Here is a 20,134-nt window from a genome sequence, read left to right on the forward strand (position 1 = left end):
GTTTTCGTCATTCCTTGATTATCGAGACTCCTACGTAGTAGGTCTGCAATATTTTTTTGTAATCATAGCCTAATTCGGCGTAGCCTCGCGCACCCCATTGGGACATGCCCAAGCCGTGGCCGAAGCCTGTGCCTCTGAACACGAACCGGGATTCATTATCGGCTACCCAAGCTTTGCTATCGCCGTTCATAATATAAAGCTCGGAAGGCGCTGGCGCGGGCTTCTCGCTTCCTGCCGCAACAGTAACAGGCGAGGATGAGGACGATTGGGTACGCAATGTACCATCCGCTCCCAGTATAGTATACCTTCCTGTTTCTTCAATTTCAAACCGGGTGCTCGGCAGCCCGTTAAATACCGTACGCAGAGCGTCCGGATTCGCCGGCTTCATCACTTGCCCGTTCGCTTTCATCTCGGTAACTCTGCCGGATTCGCCCCGTTTGGATATTTCCAATTGGTTGAGTGCGCCTGCAATAGGCTTGGCCAAAACGGCATTGACCTTCTCCTTCAATTTATCGCCGTCAAAAGGCCCTCGAATCCAGGAGTATGCGTTCGATTCAATCTCCTGTCCGAACACGATGAAACGGTCACCGATATCGACCTTGAAGCCGGCAGGATTGGCGGCATTGTCAACATAAGGCGCCGGCCGAACGGCTACACCGGTTCCCGTCGACTCATAGTAAGGGAAGCCGGCCGCATTCTTTTGCCCCGTGTCACGGGCATAGGAAGAATGAATGTATCCGGAATTGCCGTTAGGAAGCACGATCCGATACCATACCGCCTTGCCCTTTTGCGCACCGTCGTCAGGGCTCGGCACGCTCTTCAGGTAATCCACCTTATTGCCCCAAACCTCGGTCGATTCCGCGGTTTTCCCGCCGGCGTTGGAATAAAATAACGGGGAGATCAGCCCGTTCTTATCGGCCAGCACTTCTCCGGCCGTGGCTTGGACAGCCGATAAAGCTGCCGGAAATTCGGCTCCCGCCCCGTAATAAGCCTGATCCACCGTGGAATCCGATACATGGGCGATCTGATATTTAAGCCCCTGCTTCAAAGCGTACGTCCGCGCTGCAACCGCCTGAGCCTTCAGCGCCTCGAGCGGCCAATCCTTGTTCAGCTCGGAGCTGATGACAGAGGCCACATATTGCTCGAAGGGAACTTCATTGATAACGGCAAGCTTGCCGTTGCTCTGCGTTACCTCCAGCACGCCGCGATAAGCCCGTTCGGATCGCTCCTTCACCGTAACCGGTTCGGCAGCCTCACCCGAGCTCACGGTCAGTTTGGCGCTGCTGCCGCCGACCATAAAGTGCGGAATCGCGGAATTGCTCCCGCCCGAAGCATCCAGCTGCGCTCGCTTCAACACGTACGATGCCGTCGTCCCGACAGGCTGCTGCGCGGCCCCCGGCAATACCGCCGCAAGCTGCTGCTTCGCCGTCGCAAGCTCCGTAGCATCTGAAGCTGACGCCGCCAATACGGCGTAAGCGGGAGCGCCGGCCGCCGCGTCCATATACGCGACCTCGGCCTCCAGCCCGGCCGCACGAATTGCAGCCGCCTGCTGAGCGGCTTCCGCCTCCGTAGCGTAGACGCCCGCATTCAAGTGAAGCGGTCCGTGCACGGCAGGCGAAGAGCCTTTTAAGAGCCCGCTTACTGCGGGCATTGCGGATACTTTGGCCATGGCGGCCGCAGCGGCTTCCTTGGATGCATAAGGCCCAAGCTGTACCTGAAACAGCATCACGGTACCGGCCTGCTGGAAAATAACCGGATCCTCGTTGACCGCGGTCAGCTTGTCCGCAATCGCTTTCGCCTGTGCAGCATCGACACCCTCCCATAAGGATATGCGATAGCCGTCCAACGAAACGGCGGCAGCAGCTTTGTCCGCTAAGGCAAATGCCGTCTTGCCGGCTCCTTGAGCGCCCGCCAGCTTGAACTCCAAGCCTTTGGCGGATGACAGCGTGGCGAACGATGTGTTCACGCTGTATTTGCCCGTATCGATAAATAAAGCGACCCGAATCTTATCCATCTTAGGCACGGCTGCATACGCCTGCTCTGCAGGCCAAACCGCCGCCGCCGTCAGGCTGGAACTGAATACACAAACGCTTAAAACCAATGGCTGGATGCAGCCAAGTGAAAGCCGAAGCCTCCTCATATCCGGCATTCCCCTCTCTCTAGTTGATGAGCTCGCTATTCTCTCACTGCGATCCGCTAGTTGCCGTTCGGTATCGGCAGCCCGAGGTGCTGATACGCCATGTGCGTTGCCACGCGCCCCCGGGGAGTTCTTTGCAAAAATCCGATTTGCAGCAAATAAGGCTCGTAGACGTCCTCAATCGTCTGGCTCTCTTCGCCGATCGTTGCGGCAATCGTATCCAGTCCCACTGGACCGCCTTGGAAGCTAAGAATGATCCCCCGCAGCATTTTATGGTCGATCTCGTCCAAGCCGAGATGATCGATCTGAATACCGAGCAATGCCCGCTTTGCAATCTCGAGCGTAATAATCCCGTCTCCCTTGACCTGCGCGTAGTCTCGCACGCGCTTCAGCAGACGGTTAGCTATCCGCGGAGTTCCCCGCGAACGCTTGCCGATCTCTTCGGATGCCTCGCCGACGATGTGCACTCCCAATATGTCGGCCGTCCTGCTGACAATATAAGCCAGCTCGTCGACCGTGTAATATTCCAGCCGGCTTACGACCCCGAACCGGTCGCGCAGCGGTGCCGATAGCAGCCCGGCGCGCGTAGTAGCGCCTACCAGGGTGAATTTGGGAAGATCAAGCCGTACGGAGCGCGCGCTCGGCCCCTTGCCGATGATGATGTCCAGCGCATAATCCTCCATAGCGGGATACAGCACCTCTTCGACCGTACGGTGGAGCCGGTGGATTTCATCGATAAACAAGACGTCGCCTTCCTGCAAATTCGTCAAAATGGCGGCCAAATCTCCGGGACGCTCTATCGCCGGACCGGAGGTTGTCCGCAGGTTAACGCCCAGCTCGTTGGCAATGATGTTCGACAGCGTCGTCTTACCAAGTCCCGGCGGTCCGTACAAGAGAACGTGATCGAGCGCTTCCTTGCGCATTTTGGCGGCTTCTATGTAAATTTTCAAATTTTCCTTCGCTTGTGTCTGTCCGATATATTCCGCCAAATATCTGGGACGCAAGCTCAGCTCCATAACCTGATCTTCCATCATCAGGTTGGCGGATATGATCCGATCTTCCATGGTGGTCCTCCTCAGAATGTTGAGTATTGCCGTAAGCGTAAGCCCATACAGCCTATCTCATCGACTGCTGATACAGCGCCTGCAGCGCCAGCTTCATTACGGCATCGACCGTCTCTACGCCTTGAAGCTTCGGCTTGATCGCCTGCCCGGCACGGTCTGCCTCCGCCTCGGTATAGCCGAGGGACATCAGCGCCGCCTTGGCTTCGTTCCAAGCGGAGCCTCCGCCCTGCGCCGGTGTAAACAAATCCGCTTGCCCTGTAAACGAGGACAAGGAGTCCACGCTGGAAGGGATCGCGCCGAGCTTATCCTTCAAATCAAGAATCATCCGCTGCGCCGTCTTGCGGCCGATCCCCGGCAGCTTCGTCAGGAAGCTGATGTTCTCCTGCTGTATCGATGCTGCGATAACCTCCGGCTTGCCTCCGGCCAGAACGCCGATCGCCACTTTAGGCCCGATTCCGTTAACCTCCAGCAGCAGCCGGAACAGCGACTGCTCTTCTCTTGTCGTAAAGCCGAACAATAAATGCGCATCCTCGCGCACGTGGTAATGGATGTAGAGGGTCGTCTCCTCATCCTCCTTGATTTGCACCGAGAAAGGGTTGGCGCAAAACACGCGGTAGCCTACCCCTCGGACGTCCATGACCACATATTCGGTTTCTCTATGTACAATGCTTCCCCGTAAATAATCGATCATCGCTTCGTTACCTCGTTCATTTTTTGTAATAGCGTCGAGGAATGAGCATGGCAAATCGCCACAGCGAGCGCATCCGCCACATCGTCGGGCTTCGGAACGGCCGAAAGGTTTAAAAACATCCGCACCATTTCCTGCACCTGCTTCTTCTCCGCTTTCCCGTAGCCAACCACGGCCTGCTTCACCTGAAGCGGCGTATATTCCGCAATGGCGATCTCCCGTTGAACCGCAGCCAGCATCATAACGCCTCTCGCCTGACCTACCGTGAAGGCGGTCGTCACATTGCGGTTAAAAAACAGCTTTTCAATGGCAACCGCATCGGGCTTGTATTTCTCGATCAGCTGCACCGTAGCGTCATAGACCATCTTCAGCCTTAACGCTCCGTCCGTGTGCGCCTCTGTCTGAATGCTGCCGTACTGCACCGGCACTAGCTTGGAGCCTTGCTTATCAATAAACCCGAAGCCGACAATCGCAATCCCCGGGTCAATCCCCATAATCCGCAACCTACCGCACTCTCCCATCTTAAACAAAACCCGAACATATGTGTTCACCTGCCATTATAGCAGATATTGCCCTCCCTGAACACGCCCTAAAAGACTCAAGTACATTGAAAAACAAAAGACGACCCCGCTCTTATACGAGCGAAGCCGCCTTGCTGCCATACCTTTTATTCCGTTTTCAAAGTCATCGTTTACTCGCTTCTTCCACCGCAAAATCGGCGAACGTAGACAGCACGCTGTTGTATTCCTCTAAATTGCTGACCGGAATGCCACGGTACAGCTGCTTCACCGTTTCCTTAGGCAGGCTGCTTTCCAGAAACTCAATGTTCAATTGGAAAAAGGTCCGGATCACCTGATTTCCTTCCGGCACTCCCTCGAACAAGGACAGATTTCCTTTGGCGTCGAGGCCGAAATACGCATTGTTCTTGCATTGCGGCGACAAGTCGTCCACCTGCTCCGTAAAATACACGTCTCCGCCCTCACCAAGGACAACGGTCAGAGCCGGATGCTCCTTGTGATACTGCATCATTTGCGACGACGTCATCGTTCCCAGCAGCTGCAGCTCTTCCCCGCATACATAAGCTTTCTTGACAAAAGCTTGCCGTGCTCCGTCCAGCTTCCCGATCATCGCCTGCACTTCCTGCTCCGGCTGCGACGATACGGCTAAATTTCTGCCCAGCACGGACTGATCCAACGGCTCTCCGTCCCATTTGGACGATATCGAATGGTTTTGCAATAGAACGATTGTGACCGAGCTTATTCCTGCAAGCAGTAAAAGCACCGCCAACGTCAACCAACGACGCTTCCAGCGCAGCTTCTTTTTAATTTTTTTTAGCAAACCCAAGAAGTATCCCCCCGAATCCCCTTTGAAATCAATAGTTGTTTTACTATTTTTCCCATGGTTGTTCAGGATTATACCGCAGCCAATTGGCCGAACCGGGTCCAATCGAAAACGAGCGTGCCCCGAAGAAATTGCGACTCTGCCGTCTCATAAGATGGGACCCAATACTAGCCGGGGGACGAGAAAAACCCTATCAGCCGATAAAGCTTGCCGACACGGGCTTTCCGATCACAAAGTGAACTGACTAAGGAGCGTTAGGACCTACATCCGCTGTGGTTAAAGGCTTGCGGTTGATGGTGGAGGTCGAATATTCATCCGCCCCTACATCCTTCACCGATCTGGTCTGACCGTCCATATCGTCCGTGACGAACGAGAACGTTCCTACCGCAGCGTCGATAGCCGGGCTGGAGGAGGTCAGCTTTTGCAGTCCGTTCGATGCAGCAAGCAGCGGATCGACATTGCGGATTTCAGACGATGTTCTGGACACGTTGCTGATGGTCGAGCCGAAGCCGATGTTCCCTTGGTACACGGTGTTGGAGGTTTTGTATTCGTTGAACAAAACGCCGCTGGAGCTCTTCGCAATATTGTTGGCGATCTTGGTGTCTACCGGCGCGTAGGTGTAGCTGGTTCCGGTAGCAATGCTGGTTCCAGTGCTGTTGACGACGGTATTGTTAGTTACCTGAACGCGGTACGCTCTCCAATGAGCCGTCAAATCCGCACTCGTGTAATTCGCGCCGTTCGGGCCGGCATCGAAATCTCCGCCGTCAATGTTGATAGCTGCGGTGGTTAAGTTTTCGAAGTAGTTGTTGTAAATTTTGTGATCGTTGCCGTAAATGCGGAAGCCGCCGATGCCGGAAGTCGTACCGTCGCCAAAGAAGAAGTTGCCGTAGAAGTTGTCGTTGTGCCCGTGTCTTGCCGTTACGGTCGCTTTGTTGTTCCGAAACGTATTGTAGCGGACGTCGTTGCTCTTGCTCTTCACCGAAATAACCTCGGGATCGCTGTGCAGATTGACGAACAGATTGTACTGGATCACATTGAAGCCGTCGGACATGGACAAACCGGATAAGCCGACCCGGATCGTCTCTCCGCCATTGGACGTTTGTGCTGCGGCGTCATGGAAGTAGTTATATTCGATCGTGTTATACTGCGCGACCTGATCTCCCGATCCGTCGATCGAAATCATTTGCCCCAGATCGGTTCTCGGACCGAATTCATTACGGTCTATTTGGTTGTAGTTGCTTCCCGAGCCATTGAGCACGATCCATTTTGTTGCGGCCGTGTTCGTTGCAAGCGCCAGCTTGTTTCGGGTAATGCGGACATGATCTGTGGATGCGAGAGAAATAGCCGTTCCGCTGTTCGTAAATTTCATGCCCTGGATCGTAATGTAAGAGGAATCGCTCAGTTTAAAGCCTCCGGTGCCTGCGATCGTAGCCGAGCCCTGATTTGCCGCTTTGATCACGATGGGACTGGCTGCCGTACCGTTTTTGGACGTAATATTGAACGGCCCGTTATAAGTCCCGTTGGCAAGCACGATCGTCGTGCCCGGAGTGGCTGCATTTATCGCGGAGGTCAAGGCGGATGCGGTAGACACATTGACGATCGTCCCTCCGCTGCCTCCAGAGGAAGCATCCCCGAAGATTTCCACCTCGGTATAGCTGTTCCAGGCGTTGAGAGAATTGCCATGGCCTACAATACGGACATAGCGTGCAGGATCCACATCAGGGAAATCAAACGTCTGCAGTCCGTCAACCAAAGCGCTTGTTACATTGGATTGCACCGTTGAGAAATTGGTATTGTCTACGGAGGTTTGAATATCGAAGGAGGATGTTCTTGCGGTGCTGTTCAAAAATGCTATTTTGATGAAGGAAACCTTTTTGTTCGAGCCCAGATCATACTTGATCCATTGGCCGTCTCCGCTGGCGGACCAACGGGTGTTCAAATCGCCGTCCACCGTGTTGCCCGGCACGTTCCCGTCGTCGGCGCTGGCGCTTACGGCCGAGGACGTCAGATTGAACTTCGCGTCTGCCGCGAATCCAACCCCGGGCAGCAGGGTTGCCAGCATGCAAATAACCATCGCAATACCCATCATTTTGTTGCGGATCAACTTCATTCGCCACCATCCTTTATTCATTTTTCATACCTTCCCTCAAAATGAAAACGCTTTATCACCTCCTTTCCATCAATGTATCACACCTCACAATTGGAAGAATATAGCGATTATTCAGGTGTAATAGGCTTAAATTCATATTCTCAACAATGCTTGTCTCCGTTCGGTTCATCCAAAGGTCAAAAACAAAAAAACCGGAAACGGGACGCTTCCGGCTTAGGTCTACCATAACCAAGGAACTGGGTTTAAACGTTAATCCACGGACTTCTTTTCGCTTTCGGCTTCAACGAGCCGGTGCGTGCGCGGCGCTGACTTTGAATCAACCGGTTGAGGGCTACTTCAGCGGAAGAGCGTTTTTTTTTACTGACTCGTTTTGCGGGTTTTTCCGTTTTTTGCGAAACGCCGGCCGTCAAATCGCCATTTTCCTGCTGATCCTGCTCCAGATCACGGAACGAGTTCGCTTGCCCTGCATCATGAATTCCGGCATAAGGATCGCCATATGGAGACATCGGATGCCCGTACATAGGGTATACCGGACCCGGATAAGCTGCTCCGAACAGCCTTGGATCATAGCCATATGGATAACAAGGCTCTTCGCCTGCAGGACCTACGGCAGTTGGATATGGCACGTTCGAGTACGGCATAGACATAGGCATAGACATTGGCATAGACATTGGCATGTAAGGCTGTTGAGCCGCCTGAGCCATAAACGGGCTTTCCATCTGCTGAGCATACGGAAATGGCTTGCCGTGATCGTGAGCTGGCGATACTTGAGCAGGCGATACATAGCCGCCGCAGCCGCAGCCTCCAGCGTGATGAATCGGATATGGAGTTACCGGGGCAAAGTTCTGATACGGCATTTGAGAAGCCATAGGCATTTGAGCCATATGCGGCATTTCCGGCTCGTTCTGCGGCCACATGCTCATCGGCTGATGGTCAAAGGACATAACCTCGGCTGCAGGAACCTGGAACTGCTCGAACAGATTGGCCGATGGCTGCTGGCCAAACGGCATGTTAGGAGAAGCTTCCTGGCCGGCTCCGAATACATTATCGCCGAAAGGCATAGCACTGAAAGGATGCGCTTCGTGCTCCGCCGAGTACGGCATGAACGGCTGTTGGTTCATATTCGGCATTGTTGGCATCATAGGCATCTGCGGCATTTGGGGCATGCTCTGAGCTTCGGAAACAAACGGATGCTCATTCATATTCGGCATAGCCGGCATTTGAGGAATGCTTTGAATTTCGGGAGTATACGGCTGCTGGTTCATATTCGGCATGGCCGGCATCTGAGGAATGCTCTGAATTTCGGGAGTATACGGCTGCTGGTTTACATTGGGCATAGCCGGCATCTGAGGGATGCTTTGAATCTCAGGGACGAAAGGCTGCTGATTCACGTTCGGCATAACAGGCATCGGCTGCTGCGGAATGCTTTGAATTTCAGGAACGAACGGCTGTTGATTTACGTTCGGCATTACCGGCATCGGCTGTTCCGGGATGCTCTGAATTTCGGGAACGGACGGCTGCTGGTTTACGTTCGGCATTACCGGCATCTCGACATTAGGCTCAGGCATTTCCGGTACGGGAGCTGGAAGCGGAGTCGGTACCTCTTGGATCGGCGCCGTGCTCTTTTTGCCATGTTGACCCGGATTCATATGGTGTCCGCCTTGATGATGCGAATGCGATTTTGGAATGTAGACAATATCGCCCGTCATCAGCACGTTCGGATTTTTCAGCTGCGGGTTGGCTGCGATCAAATCATTTAACGGGATGTTCCATGCTTTGGACAGCTTCCACAGCGTATCACCTTGTACTACGGTATGTTTGTAAAGATAGTCCGTTGGGGGCTCCACCGGTTTGGGAGCATTCGGGATTTTCACCTTCATGCCCACATCAATAACATTCGGGTCGGCGATTTGCGGGTTCATTTCGATCAACTTATCCAGATCAACGTGGTATTTTTGCGCGATTTGGTAGAGCGACTCGCCTTTCTTGACCATATGGATTTTCACTGCATAAACCTCCTCAGCATTTTCTTTGAACCGCCCTCATTTCTGCAACCGGTAAAGGTCGCATGGAGAAGACCGCTCGCTTTCGCATAGCACGATACTGCCCAAGAAGCTCTAAATCCGCTGCTGACGGGTGCTGCTTCAACGCCACACGTGCCAAAACAAAATGACAATACAGTTTATGCAGGATAGTGGGCATTTGACCATGAACCCGGGAAAAAAACATAACAGAACCCGGCAAAAGCAAAAAAGCAGGAAATCACCGGGCCGTTCTTGGAGACGGCGGTTCTTCCTGCTCATAAATATGCATCTGCGATGCAAGTTATTCGAATGTACCCGATTTCACTGGTTCGTAAGCGTACGTCGGGTAGCTGCCCATGATTCTCACCTGGCATCCGATCGCTTCAATCTCTTGAAGGGCGGCGGGCAGCAGAACGGAATCCATGGAAGCTTCAATATCGATATAAAAGAAATAAGTACCGAGCTTCTTCTTCGTTGGCCTCGACTCGATCTTGGACAAGTTGATGCGCCTCCAGGCGAACGCGGACAACAGCTGATGCAATCCGCCCGGATAATCGTCGGGCAGCGTCACGGTTATCGTCGTCTTGGTCATAGCGGCATCGTGGCCGCTCAGCCGGATCGGTTCCGGACCGACGAGAACGAAGCGGGTATAGTTGTTATGGTGGTCCTGAACGCCTTGCGCCCAGGTGTTCAGGCCATACAGAGCGCCTGCGCCCGCTGGAGATAGAGCGGCAACCTCAGGGCTTCCCAGCTCTTTCACCATCCGGGCGGCCTCGCCGTTGCTGCCTACCTGCTCCAGCTCGACATGCGGCAAATATTTACGAAGAAACTGACGGCATTGCGTCAACGTAACGCCGTGGGAGACGATCTTCTTGAGCCTGCTGCAGCCGGCTTCAAGAGACGGCCCCAAGCTTTCCGTACTAAGCAAATTGATCGAGATCGGATACACCCATTCGGCCTGCATAGGCAGGTCCACTTCATGGACCAGCCAGTCCAGATGGAGGCTTACGGAGCCGTCGAACGTATTCTCGATTGGAATGACACTATAATCGGTTTGGCCGTTGACTGTAGACATGAACACGTCGTCAATCAGCTTGCAGTTCACGTATTCAAAGGCGCTCTCGCCCAAATAGTGAATCGCCGATTCCGAGGTGAACGTGCCCGGACCTAATAGCGCAATACGCTTCATGCGCGGACATCTCCTTTGATGTTTTCGAATAATGTACACTGTTCATCAAAGTGTGTCAACACCTGTACGCCGCCGCGATCCGGCTTAAGCCACATGAGCGTGGCTTCGATCTGCTCGTCCTTCAGCGTGCCGAGCAGAAACTGCTCCAGCTCCGCCTTGCGGGAGCTGTTCTTGTCCACGAGCGCGAGCATCGTCGGCCCCGCGCCGCTCAATGCCACGCCGAGGGCGCCGTGATCCGTCGCCTCGGCCAAAATCTTGGCCAGGCCCGGCACGAGCGCGGCCCGGTAAGGCTGATGCAGCGCGTCCTTCATCGCGCTGGCAATCATGTCGAGCCGCCCCGTGCAGAAGGCGGCTACGAGCACGGACGAATGCCCGACGTTGAACACGGCATTCGACAGGCTCTGCTCGCGCGGCAGCACATGCCGCGCCTTCTCCGTCGACAGCTGGAAGTGGGGGATCGCCACCAGCACTTCCAGCCTGTCGTCAGGCTCGACGCGGATATACTCCGCGCGCTCGCCGTCCCAGAAGGCGACGACGAGGCCGCCGAACAACGCCGCCCCGACATTGTCGGGGTGGTGCTCCAGCGCCGTCGCCATCTGGAAGAGCGCATCATCGGACAGCGGGCTACCGATGAGTGCATTCGCGGCCGCCAGGGCGCCCACGATGGCCGACGCGCTGCTGCCGAGCCCGCGCGTGAGCGGAATGTCGCTGTACATGGAAATTTCCAGCTCCGGGTGATGAACCCCGGCTTTCTCGAACACCATCTGCGCGACTTTATAGATCAGGTTCGACTTGTCCGTTGGAATGCCGTTCATTTGATCCCCGATCAAATGAATCCGCGTTTCTTCCGCCAAGCTCATTTCAATCCAAGCATAGAGGTCAAGCGCCATCCCCAGCGTATCGAAGCCGGGGCCCAGGTTGGCCGTGCTGGCCGGCACCTTGACGCGTACTTTGTTATTGCTACTATTCATACATCGTCCCTTACCCTTCGAGCTTTATCAATCGATCCGGTATTGCTGTGCAGCTGCCGCTGTCGTTCCGGCTGCATATGGAGCCGGCGCGTTAGCCTTCGACACGGTACACGCTCTTGATCGCATGCACGACATCCATCGATTCAAACTGCTTAAGCACTTTATTCATAGCGGCCTTATTGGCATCATGAGTGATAATGATAATTTCCGCCTTCGGATTCGCCTGATTCGGATGCTGAAGAACGGACTCCAGGCTCACCTCATGCTCGGCGAACACTTGCGTAATTTGCGCCAGCACGCCCGCTTTATCTTCTACATGAAGCAAGATAAAGTTTTTGGAGGCGATTTGCTCATCGGTCTTCAGCTTCTTCTCTTTATATGGAGTAAAGCCGCGCTGGCCGTTGATGCCGAGCTTCAGGTTACGCACGACGGCAACGAGATCCGCTACGATCGATGTGGCCGTCGGCATTTCTCCCGCTCCCGGTCCGTAGAACATCGTTTCCCCTACCGCTTCCCCGTAGACGTAAACTGCGTTGAACACGCCGTTGACCGATGCGAGCGGATGGGAATGCTTCACCATCGTAGGCTGGACGCTGATGCTGATATGATCGTCCTGGCGCTCTGCAATACCGAGCAGCTTCACTTCGTAGCCGAGACGCTTGCCGTAGGCGATATCTTCCTTGGATACTTGGCTGATGCCGCGCACTTCCACATCGCTCAGAGCGACATTCGCATGGAAGCCGAGCGTTCCGAGAATCGTCATTTTGCGGGCGGCATCGAAGCCTTCCACGTCGGATGTCGGATCCGCTTCAGCATAGCCGAGCTGTTGGGCTTCCTTAAGCACGTCCGCATACGCGGCGCCTTCCTGGCTCATTTTCGTCAATATATAGTTGGTCGTCCCGTTGACGATCCCCATAATTTTCGTAATGCGGTCCGAAGAGAAGCCTTCGATCAAAGTGCGGATGATCGGAATGCCGCCCGCCACGCTCGCCTCGTAGAATACGTCGCAGCCCTTCTCGGACGCTTTGGCCATAATCTCCTGACCGTGCAGCGCCATCAAATCTTTGTTCGCCGTGACGATATGCTTGCCTTTCTCCAAAGCTTCCAATATATATTGCTTCGCCAGATCGATCCCGCCCATCACTTCGACGACGATATTGATTTCCGGATCATCTAGAACATCCCAAGGATTTTCCGTCAGCTTATCCGGATGAATGGCAATGCTGCGGGGCTTGTTTTTATCCTGCACCACAATCTTGGCAATCTCAATAGTCGCGCCCGTCTGACTTGACAAGTCCTGCTGATGCCCTTCCACGATGCGGACCACACCTGTACCCACCGTTCCTAATCCAAGTAAACCTACCTTGATTGATTTCATACTCAAGCTCCTCCTTTATCTGATCGCACTCAATGTGCATGAACATGTGCAAAATGGAATAAACTGCTGTTAAGACTACCCTTGTCCTACCAGAACGGCTCTGCTGACCCCATCCTGATTCCTCAATCGCTCCAGCATCGTTACGACCGTCTCGATCATCAACGACGTCTCGACGGAAATGACGACATTCGCGACTCCCTGCAGCGGAATGGTCTGGTGAATGGTCAGTACGTTCCCTTCCAGCCCGGCTATCATAGCAAGCACGCGGGATAATATACCCGAACGGTGCTCCAGATCCATCGAGATCGTCACGATCCTCTCCCGCTCCAGCTTGCTGAGTGGAAAGATGCCGTCCTTATACTTGTAAAAAGCACTGCGGCTAAGCTCCACCTGCTCGACCGCTTCGTGAATCGTCTTCACTTCTCCCCGGGCAAGCAGCTCCTTGGCATGCACGGTCTTGACCAGCGCTTCGGGCAAAATATCTTCCCTCACCAGATAATACCGTTCGCTGCCGTCCGGCCGGGTATCAGCCTCTTTTTTATCCAGCACGATAACAGTCCTCTCCAAAAAGACGATTGTTTCTTCATAGTGGACATTATATCGAAAATGGCCGCATACGGCAATAGGCTTTTTCAAAGCTTTTATGAAGGGATGTCCCGTTTTCATAAAGTCTCCACATCTGTTCGCCGTCGGCCGTCCCGTTTCATGATATGGTTTGAGAGGGAAGTCCTGTATTTATAATGCCCTGCAAAAGGAGAGATTTGCATTTGATCCGCACGCGACTTATGGCTACCGCCATGTTATTCAACGAGAATGACCTGTTGATGATGAAACGGTCCCCTACGCGAACGCTGAATCCGGGGATGTGGGCCGCTGTCGGCGGACATCTGGAGCCTGAGGAACTAAACGACCCGCAGCAGGCTTGTCTGAGGGAGGTTTTCGAGGAGACCGGCCTTCGGGAAACGGACATCACCGATTTGCGCCTGCAATACATTCTCATCAGGCAGAACCAATTGGAGATTCGCCAGCAGTACATTTATACGGCCCATACGTTACGCAGAGACGTTCTGCAAACCGAAGAAGGCACATTGCACTGGATCCCCCGGGAGCAAGTGCTGCAGCGCGACATTCCGTTCATTTATCATAAGCTTCTGGAGCACTATTTTGCGAGCGGTCCCGCCGATCATATATGGGTAGGAATAGCCGGCTCCAAAGAGCGTAACATACCAACGGTTCATTGGACCATCATGGTGGATCCGATGAAGTTGTAACCCAAAAGAAAGAGGCCGTCTGAAGCCAGCAGGAGCATCTGGATTCGGACAACCTCTTTTTTCCTTTTGGTTTGTGTATCAATTAGCCTGCCGGTGCTGCTTGAAGGTGCTCTTATTGCTGAGCTCCCGCCATCGATCCAGTATTTTCAGCGCTTCCTTGCGCTGCAGCAGCGACCGGGCAAGCTGGAAGCCTTCTTCATAGCTGCCTACCTTATCAAACCAGTACAACCTCAGACCGGTATTGAAAATGACGTGCTCCCGTTCATTGCGGATATCCTCGGAATCGTCGCCTTGAATGACTCTGACGAGAAGCTTCAGCTGCTCGTCTTTTTCGCACTTCTCAAGCGGCTCACCATGGAAGCCGAACGTCGCGGGATCGACGCTGTTGGATTCGTCCCCCCAAGGCGTTACTTTGCGAATCGAGCTTGTTTTGTACAGCGGCAAATCCTCTGAGCCTTCAATCCCCTGAACGATGTAGGCCGTCTCGAAGCCGGACTTCGGCAGCAGCTGAATCAAATGCGTCATGGCGGTCTTGTGATTGACTCCGATGATGATATTTTGCGAATGGACAGGATTGATAACCTTCTCAACCGTATTCAAAAAGGTTCTCAAGCCCATCTGCTCTCTGACATGGCGAATGCGGCCGAACGGCGGACAGATCAGATCCGTCCAGATGAAACCGATATTCAATGCGGAAAATATCGATTCCCACTCCTGAGCTTCCATCTCGATCTGGACGCCGAGGCCTTCCAACAGCTCCTTAATCGACTGACCTAGCTTTGGAGGCAGCGAATTGCTTCCGTGCAGCACCTGCCGGAAGCCGACCGAGGCCATCAGCAGGCTGACCGGAATCGTTATCGGAAAATAATTGCGCCCGTCATACGGTCCCGCACAGTTCAAAGAATCCGAGAAGGACCGGTAAGGAAGAGAATATTTGCGAAACACATCAATGAAGCCCATCATCTCTTCATCGTCCTCGCCCTTCATTCGCATAGCCATCAAAAACGCCGCCGTCTGCGCATCGGTCGACTCTCCACGGGCGATAGCATGGGCCGCCGCAACCGCTTCATCATAAGTCAGGTGGCGTGAACCGACTTTGCCGGTGCCCACCGTTTTTATCCATTGCTTCATGATGTCACCTCGCTTCTGATCGCTGAAGAATCAAGCCGGATCAAACGTCCATTCTTTGCCGGATATCGTTATTCCGTTTAATAGTTAACGCCGCTGTTCGAGGTAGCCCAAGCCTTCCTCCAGCTCCGGGTGACAACATAGAACGCCAAAGTGACCATCAGCACAATCGATGCCACTACAATGAAGCCGGTCACATGCGTACCCGTAGCTTGCTTTAACGGGCCGAGAATGTTATTCGGCAGCAGAAATCCTCCCAGCCCGCCAAAGGCGCCGACGATTCCCGTGACAACGCCGATTTCCTTGGAAAACCGCTGCGGCACCAGCTGAAAAATCGATCCGTTGCCCATCCCGAGACATGCCATCATCAAGCTTGTGATCGCGAGCATCACCATGAACGAACTAGGCATGGTTGATACGGCAAAGGCACAAACGGTAATAACGGAATACAAAACGAGCATAAATCGCATCCCGCCGATTTTATCCGCAATGTAACCGCCGATCGGCCGGAAAAAGCTTCCTGCAATAACGGTTATCGTTACAAGATAGCCGATCTGGATTTTGCTCAGACCGCCTGCCATCGCCTTATCTCCGTACACATCGTAGAAGAAGATGCTGAAATAGTTGGAAAACCCGACAAACCCGCCGAACGTAACGGCATAAAATAAGCTGAACCACCATGTATCCGCATTTTTGAAGGCAGATAAATAATCGACGATTTTTTTCGGCTCCGGCTGGTTCGGGCTATCCTTGGCCATGAGAGAGTAAGCAATCAATACTAGCACCAAAGGAATGATAGCCAGGCCGAATACATTGTGCCAGCCCATCGTTGTCGCCAGCTGCGGTCCGAAAAACGTGGCCAGCGCAGTGCCGCTGTTGCCTGCACCTGCGATTCCCATCGCCAGGCCTTGATATTGAGGCGGATACCAGCGGCTGGCAAGGGACAGCGAAACGGCGAAGCTTGCTCCCGCGATACCGAGCAAAAACCCTAACGACTGAATCTGGCTTAAGCTCGTTCCGCCGAGCCAGCCCCATAACAGCGGGATGATGGTCAGTACCATCCCGATTATGCCCGCTTTCTTGGAGCCGATCCGATCGGCCAGGATACCCATAGGAATACGGAAGATCGATCCTCCCAAGGTCGGAATCGCTACCATCGTCGCTTTCTGGGCATCCGTCAAGCCGAAATCTTTCGTAATATACAAAGAAAGAGCCCCACATAAAACCCAAATCATAAAGCTTACATCAAAATAGAGAAATGCTGACAATAAGCTTGGGAAATGCCCTGAGTTTTTGAAACTTTTAACATCCACGTCACACTACCTCCCGAAATTTTCTCTTTTTTCTTTGTATACGCTTATTTCATGTCAGTATTGATTACATATATACTATACATTCAAAATCCGAATTGTTCAATGGTCTTAACGAAAAAAGTTCATGTTTTGGCGAATGTTTTTCGTGATATTTCTTCCTTTTGCCCGTTAGGTTGATATAATCACGAATATTAATTAAACAATTAATAATTATTGTTCGTTTATTAATCGCTTTCAATGAAAAAAGCATAAAGCACCAATCTCACATTACGATAACATGAGTATTGGTGCTTTATGCTTTATCGTACGGCTCCAGCAACGAACTATTCTCTTTCGACAAACTCGAACTCGAAATCGCCGATACGAACCGTATGTCCGTCCTTCGCGCCTTTTTCTCTCAATGCCTTATCGATGCCCTTTTTACGCAATATCCGTGCAAAACGCATTACCGCTTCTTCCGTGCTGAAGTTCGTCCGTTTGATCAGCTTCTCAATGCTCGGGCTTTCCACTACAAAGTCGTCATTTTCTCTGCGGATCGTAAAGTCATCGTCTTCTTTCGCTTCCAGACGGTATACTTTCCGCTCGGACAAGTCGACCAGCTCCTCCACGAGCGGCATCTCTGGAATCGTCTCCAGCAAGTCGGCGATTTTGTAGAGCAGCTCCTGAACTCCGGATTTCGTCACCGCAGAGATCGGAATGATTTGCGCGGAAGGATGAACCTCGTTCAAGCGCTCGCTGAACTCGGCCAAATACACTTCGGCATCCGGCATATCCATCTTGTTCGCTACGACAATTTGCGGCCGCTCTTCGAGCTTCGCATTATACAGCTTCAGCTCATCGTTAATTTTCACCCAATCATCGAACGGGTCTCTGCCTTCGGTCGCCGCCATATCGATAATATGCACGATGACTCTCGTCCGCTCGACATGCCGCAAAAACTCGTGCCCTAATCCAACTCCCTGATGAGCGCCCTCGATGAGACCCGGCAAATCGGCCATCACGAAGCTTCTGCCGTCCCCTACGTCAACCACTCCCAGGTTCGGAGTCAGCGTCGTAAAGTGATAGGCTCCGATCTTAGGCTGCGCTGCGGAAACAACCGACAGCAGAGTAGATTTGCCGACGCTCGGGAAGCCTACGAGACCGACGTCCGCCATTACCTTGAGCTCAAGTATGACCCAGCGCTCCTGTCCTTCTTCACCGTTCTCCGCGATTTCCGGAGCAGGATTGTTCGGCGTGGCAAACCGGATATTGCCCCGTCCGCCGCGCCCCCCCTTGGAAATAACGACCTGCTGATCGTGACGCGTCAAATCCGCAATGATCTCCTGCGTATCGTCATCGATAACAACCGTTCCAGGGGGAACCTTAACGATCATATCGTCCGCATTGGCGCCATGCTGACTTTTATTCCGTCCCTTCTCCCCGCGGTCTGCTTTAAAATGCTTCTGGTAACGAAAGTCCATCAGCGTACGCAGGCCTTCGTCCACCTTGAAAATAACGTCGCCGCCATCTCCGCCGTCGCCGCCTGCCGGTCCGCCTTCCGGCACATACTTCTCCCTGCGGAATGCTACGAGACCGTCGCCGCCGTCTCCGCCCTTCACGTATATCTTCGCTTTATCTACAAACATGAATCCACCTCAATTATGTATTCAATAACAGTGCGACACGTATCGCCGACTGGTTATGATCCGATTCAACGTGCTCCCAAACCTCGTCCGTCTCTTGCTTCTGCCTTAGCCGTCCGATGAGGGAGGACCAACGCGCCGATTCCATCTCACCGCTGTACTCGAATCCGAGTACGAGCCGGTCCGCTTCCTGCGCAAAGCTAACATTCAGCGCGTGCTCTGCGTACGGAAACAGCCTCGCGTTCTCTTTGCAAGCTTCCATTATATCGGCTACAAGCCCCAGTAATCGATTCGTATCGACCGACAGCTCGTTGACCCGGATTTCTTGCTCCATCGAGATGCGGAGCGCAATTTCTTTAACCTCCGCTTGAAAGGCAAGCAGGTAAATGACCAGCTCGGGAACTCCCAGCTTGGCCAAATAGCTTTCCCGCTGGATCTTATCTTTTATTTTCTCCATAAGATCTTCTAATTTATCATACTTTTTTAACTTTACATAGCCGAACAGCACTTGAATTTCATTCATCCAGTCATGCCTGTAATGGTTAAGCAGCCGGATGAAGCGTTCGTTTTGCTCGGTATCCCGTACTTGAGCGTTCAAGGTGTTCTCCACCTGCCGCCCGTTATCAGGCCTTTTCGACGTCATTGCGTAACCTCTCCGTTCCGCACTTGATCCTAACTTTAACAGTATAGCATGTTGTTCGCAAAAGTTCACTTTCCTATCGGCAACTGCTGCTGGCCAACCTTCCTATTCTACGCAAAAAACCCCAGCGACACTGGATCGCCGGGGTTATCGTCGATGATGTTATTACACTTCTACAGCCGCAGCCACTGGAGCAGCATCCACAGGGTAGACGCTAACTTTCTTGCGATCGCGACCCAGACGCTCAAACTTCACAACGCCTTCAACCTTTGCAAACAGCGTATCATCGGAACCGATGCCTACGTTGTTACCAGGGTGAATTTTCGTTCCGCGTTGGCGAACCAGGATGCTTCCTGCCGTAACTTGCTGACCGTCTGCGCGTTTTACGCCAAGACGCTTAGCAATACTGTCACGACCGTTCTTGGTGGAACCTACACCTTTCTTGGAAGCGAACAACTGAAGATTTAATTGTAGCATGTTAGTCTACCTCCTTCTTCATTAATGTGTTTCTTTCAAAGCTATATATGCGCCATACGATTGTTGGATCGATTGCAGCATGACAACCATCGATTCCAGGATCAGCTGTACCTTCTCGCTCAATGCTTCATCCAGCTGACCGGGAACCTCCACCTCCAGCAAACCATGTTTCATGTTCGCCTTAAGCTCCAGCCCCAGTACGGCTTCTACCGCATTGACGGTACCCACGGTGACGGCGGAAACACCAGCACAAACGATATCTTTGCCTGGATCGCCATACAGAGCGTGGCCCTTCACCCGAAACGACTCAATCCGGCCGTCCGGCCTCCGTTTGATCGTTGCACGAATCATTGCCTTATCCCTTAGGCTTGGATTTTTTCAATCACAACTTTAGTGTAAGGTTGACGGTGACCTTGCTTGCGACGGTAGTTCTTTTTGGATTTGTATTTGTAAACGATGATTTTCTCACCTTTACCGTGCTTTTCCACTTTCGCGGATACAGAAGCACCGGAAACTACTGGAGCTCCCAATACCAAACCGCTTTCTTTGGAAACAGCCAATACTTTGTCAAAAGTAACGGCATCGCCTTCGCCAGCGTTCAGTTTCTCGATGTAAAGAACATCGCCTTCCTGAACTTTGTATTGCTTACCACCTGTTTCGATAATTGCGTACATTTCGTTGCACCTCCCTCATGTCTCAGACTCGCCTAAAGCCAGGTGACCCGTTCCGCAAGGAACTTGTACTTAAACCCGCTTCGTGCGGTTACAGCATGTTTTGCAAC

Annotated in this window: 19 protein-coding genes and 1 other annotated feature; of the genes, 1 reads left to right on the plus strand and 18 read right to left on the minus strand. The window is 52.9% G+C overall.

Features of this window, described 5'->3' with window-relative positions; translation table 11 throughout:
* Positions 1–7 precede the first annotated feature (7 nt).
* The 11 genes from ACFQ88_RS15570 to ACFQ88_RS15620 form a co-directional block, all read right to left on the minus strand.
* Entirely contained in the window at positions 8–2,140 is a 2,133-nt protein-coding gene (locus ACFQ88_RS15570) for a SpoIID/LytB domain-containing protein (protein ID WP_379454703.1), read from the minus strand.
* Between the two features lie 56 nt (positions 2,141–2,196).
* On the minus strand, positions 2,197–3,201 hold the full coding sequence (gene ruvB / locus ACFQ88_RS15575; protein WP_239627518.1) for a Holliday junction branch migration DNA helicase RuvB: 1,005 nt from the start codon (positions 3,199–3,201) through the stop codon (positions 2,197–2,199).
* A 52-nt stretch (positions 3,202–3,253) separates the two neighbouring features.
* Complete coding sequence (gene ruvA, locus ACFQ88_RS15580; protein ID WP_239627521.1) at positions 3,254–3,892, minus strand: Holliday junction branch migration protein RuvA; 639 nt, start codon at positions 3,890–3,892, stop codon at positions 3,254–3,256.
* Entirely contained in the window at positions 3,889–4,392 is a 504-nt protein-coding gene (gene ruvC / locus ACFQ88_RS15585) for a crossover junction endodeoxyribonuclease RuvC (RefSeq protein WP_239627524.1), read from the minus strand. Before ruvC ends, ruvA begins: the two co-directional genes overlap by 4 nt.
* Positions 4,393–4,573: 181 nt before the next feature.
* Positions 4,574–5,233 (minus strand): BofC C-terminal domain-containing protein, encoded by a 660-nt coding sequence (locus ACFQ88_RS15590; protein WP_379454704.1) that lies wholly within the window; start codon positions 5,231–5,233, stop codon positions 4,574–4,576.
* Between the two features lie 241 nt (positions 5,234–5,474).
* A complete protein-coding gene (locus tag ACFQ88_RS15595) occupies positions 5,475–7,361 on the minus strand; it encodes a chondroitinase-B domain-containing protein (RefSeq protein WP_379454705.1) in 1,887 nt (628 codons plus the stop codon).
* A 221-nt stretch (positions 7,362–7,582) separates the two neighbouring features.
* Positions 7,583–9,346, minus strand: a complete 1,764-nt coding sequence (locus ACFQ88_RS15600) for a LysM peptidoglycan-binding domain-containing protein (RefSeq protein WP_379454706.1) — start codon at positions 9,344–9,346, stop codon at positions 7,583–7,585.
* 319 nt (positions 9,347–9,665) lie between these two features.
* Positions 9,666–10,553 (minus strand): prephenate dehydratase, encoded by an 888-nt coding sequence (gene pheA / locus ACFQ88_RS15605; RefSeq protein WP_239627533.1) that lies wholly within the window; start codon positions 10,551–10,553, stop codon positions 9,666–9,668.
* A complete protein-coding gene (gene thrB, locus ACFQ88_RS15610) occupies positions 10,550–11,524 on the minus strand; it encodes a homoserine kinase (protein WP_379454707.1) in 975 nt (324 codons plus the stop codon). Before thrB ends, pheA begins: the two co-directional genes overlap by 4 nt.
* Positions 11,525–11,615: 91 nt before the next feature.
* Entirely contained in the window at positions 11,616–12,902 is a 1,287-nt protein-coding gene (locus tag ACFQ88_RS15615; RefSeq protein ID WP_239627537.1) for a homoserine dehydrogenase, read from the minus strand.
* Positions 12,903–12,977: 75 nt separating this feature from the next.
* Positions 12,978–13,448, minus strand: a complete 471-nt coding sequence (locus tag ACFQ88_RS15620; RefSeq protein ID WP_239635498.1) for an ACT domain-containing protein — start codon at positions 13,446–13,448, stop codon at positions 12,978–12,980.
* Positions 13,449–13,669: 221 nt separating this feature from the next.
* Here ACFQ88_RS15620 and ACFQ88_RS15625 point away from each other — a divergent pair, with 221 nt between their 5' ends.
* Positions 13,670–14,173 carry an NUDIX domain-containing protein gene (locus tag ACFQ88_RS15625; RefSeq protein ID WP_239627539.1) on the plus strand — a complete coding sequence of 168 codons (504 nt, stop codon included), beginning with the start codon at positions 13,670–13,672 and terminating at the stop codon, positions 14,171–14,173.
* Between the two features lie 78 nt (positions 14,174–14,251).
* Here ACFQ88_RS15625 and ACFQ88_RS15630 read toward each other — a convergent pair whose 3' ends face one another.
* The 7 genes from ACFQ88_RS15630 to rplU form a co-directional block, all read right to left on the minus strand.
* The gene (locus tag ACFQ88_RS15630) at positions 14,252–15,304 is read right to left on the minus strand and encodes an anthranilate phosphoribosyltransferase (RefSeq protein ID WP_239627541.1); all 1,053 of its coding nucleotides are present in this window, start codon (positions 15,302–15,304) and stop codon (positions 14,252–14,254) included.
* Positions 15,305–15,381: 77 nt separating this feature from the next.
* Positions 15,382–16,614, minus strand: coding sequence for an MFS transporter (locus tag ACFQ88_RS15635; RefSeq protein WP_239627543.1), 1,233 nt, complete (start codon positions 16,612–16,614; stop codon positions 15,382–15,384).
* 323 nt (positions 16,615–16,937) lie between these two features.
* A complete protein-coding gene (gene obgE / locus ACFQ88_RS15640) occupies positions 16,938–18,239 on the minus strand; it encodes a GTPase ObgE (protein WP_379454708.1) in 1,302 nt (433 codons plus the stop codon).
* Between the two features lie 13 nt (positions 18,240–18,252).
* A complete protein-coding gene (locus ACFQ88_RS15645) occupies positions 18,253–18,879 on the minus strand; it encodes a Spo0B domain-containing protein (RefSeq protein WP_379454709.1) in 627 nt (208 codons plus the stop codon).
* A 162-nt stretch (positions 18,880–19,041) separates the two neighbouring features.
* Positions 19,042–19,353 carry a 50S ribosomal protein L27 gene (gene rpmA, locus ACFQ88_RS15650; RefSeq protein WP_028547689.1) on the minus strand — a complete coding sequence of 104 codons (312 nt, stop codon included), beginning with the start codon at positions 19,351–19,353 and terminating at the stop codon, positions 19,042–19,044.
* A 21-nt stretch (positions 19,354–19,374) separates the two neighbouring features.
* Positions 19,375–19,704 (minus strand): ribosomal-processing cysteine protease Prp, encoded by a 330-nt coding sequence (locus ACFQ88_RS15655; protein WP_379454710.1) that lies wholly within the window; start codon positions 19,702–19,704, stop codon positions 19,375–19,377.
* An 11-nt stretch (positions 19,705–19,715) separates the two neighbouring features.
* Positions 19,716–20,027, minus strand: a complete 312-nt coding sequence (rplU, locus tag ACFQ88_RS15660) for a 50S ribosomal protein L21 (RefSeq protein WP_239627552.1) — start codon at positions 20,025–20,027, stop codon at positions 19,716–19,718.
* A 14-nt stretch (positions 20,028–20,041) separates the two neighbouring features.
* Positions 20,042–20,127: a sequence feature (ribosomal protein L21 leader region), on the minus strand.
* Positions 20,128–20,134 lie beyond the last annotated feature (7 nt).

This window comes from Paenibacillus sp. NPDC056579 (assembly GCF_042793215.1).
In the GTDB taxonomy this organism is placed as follows: domain Bacteria; phylum Bacillota; class Bacilli; order Paenibacillales; family NBRC-103111; genus Paenibacillus_S.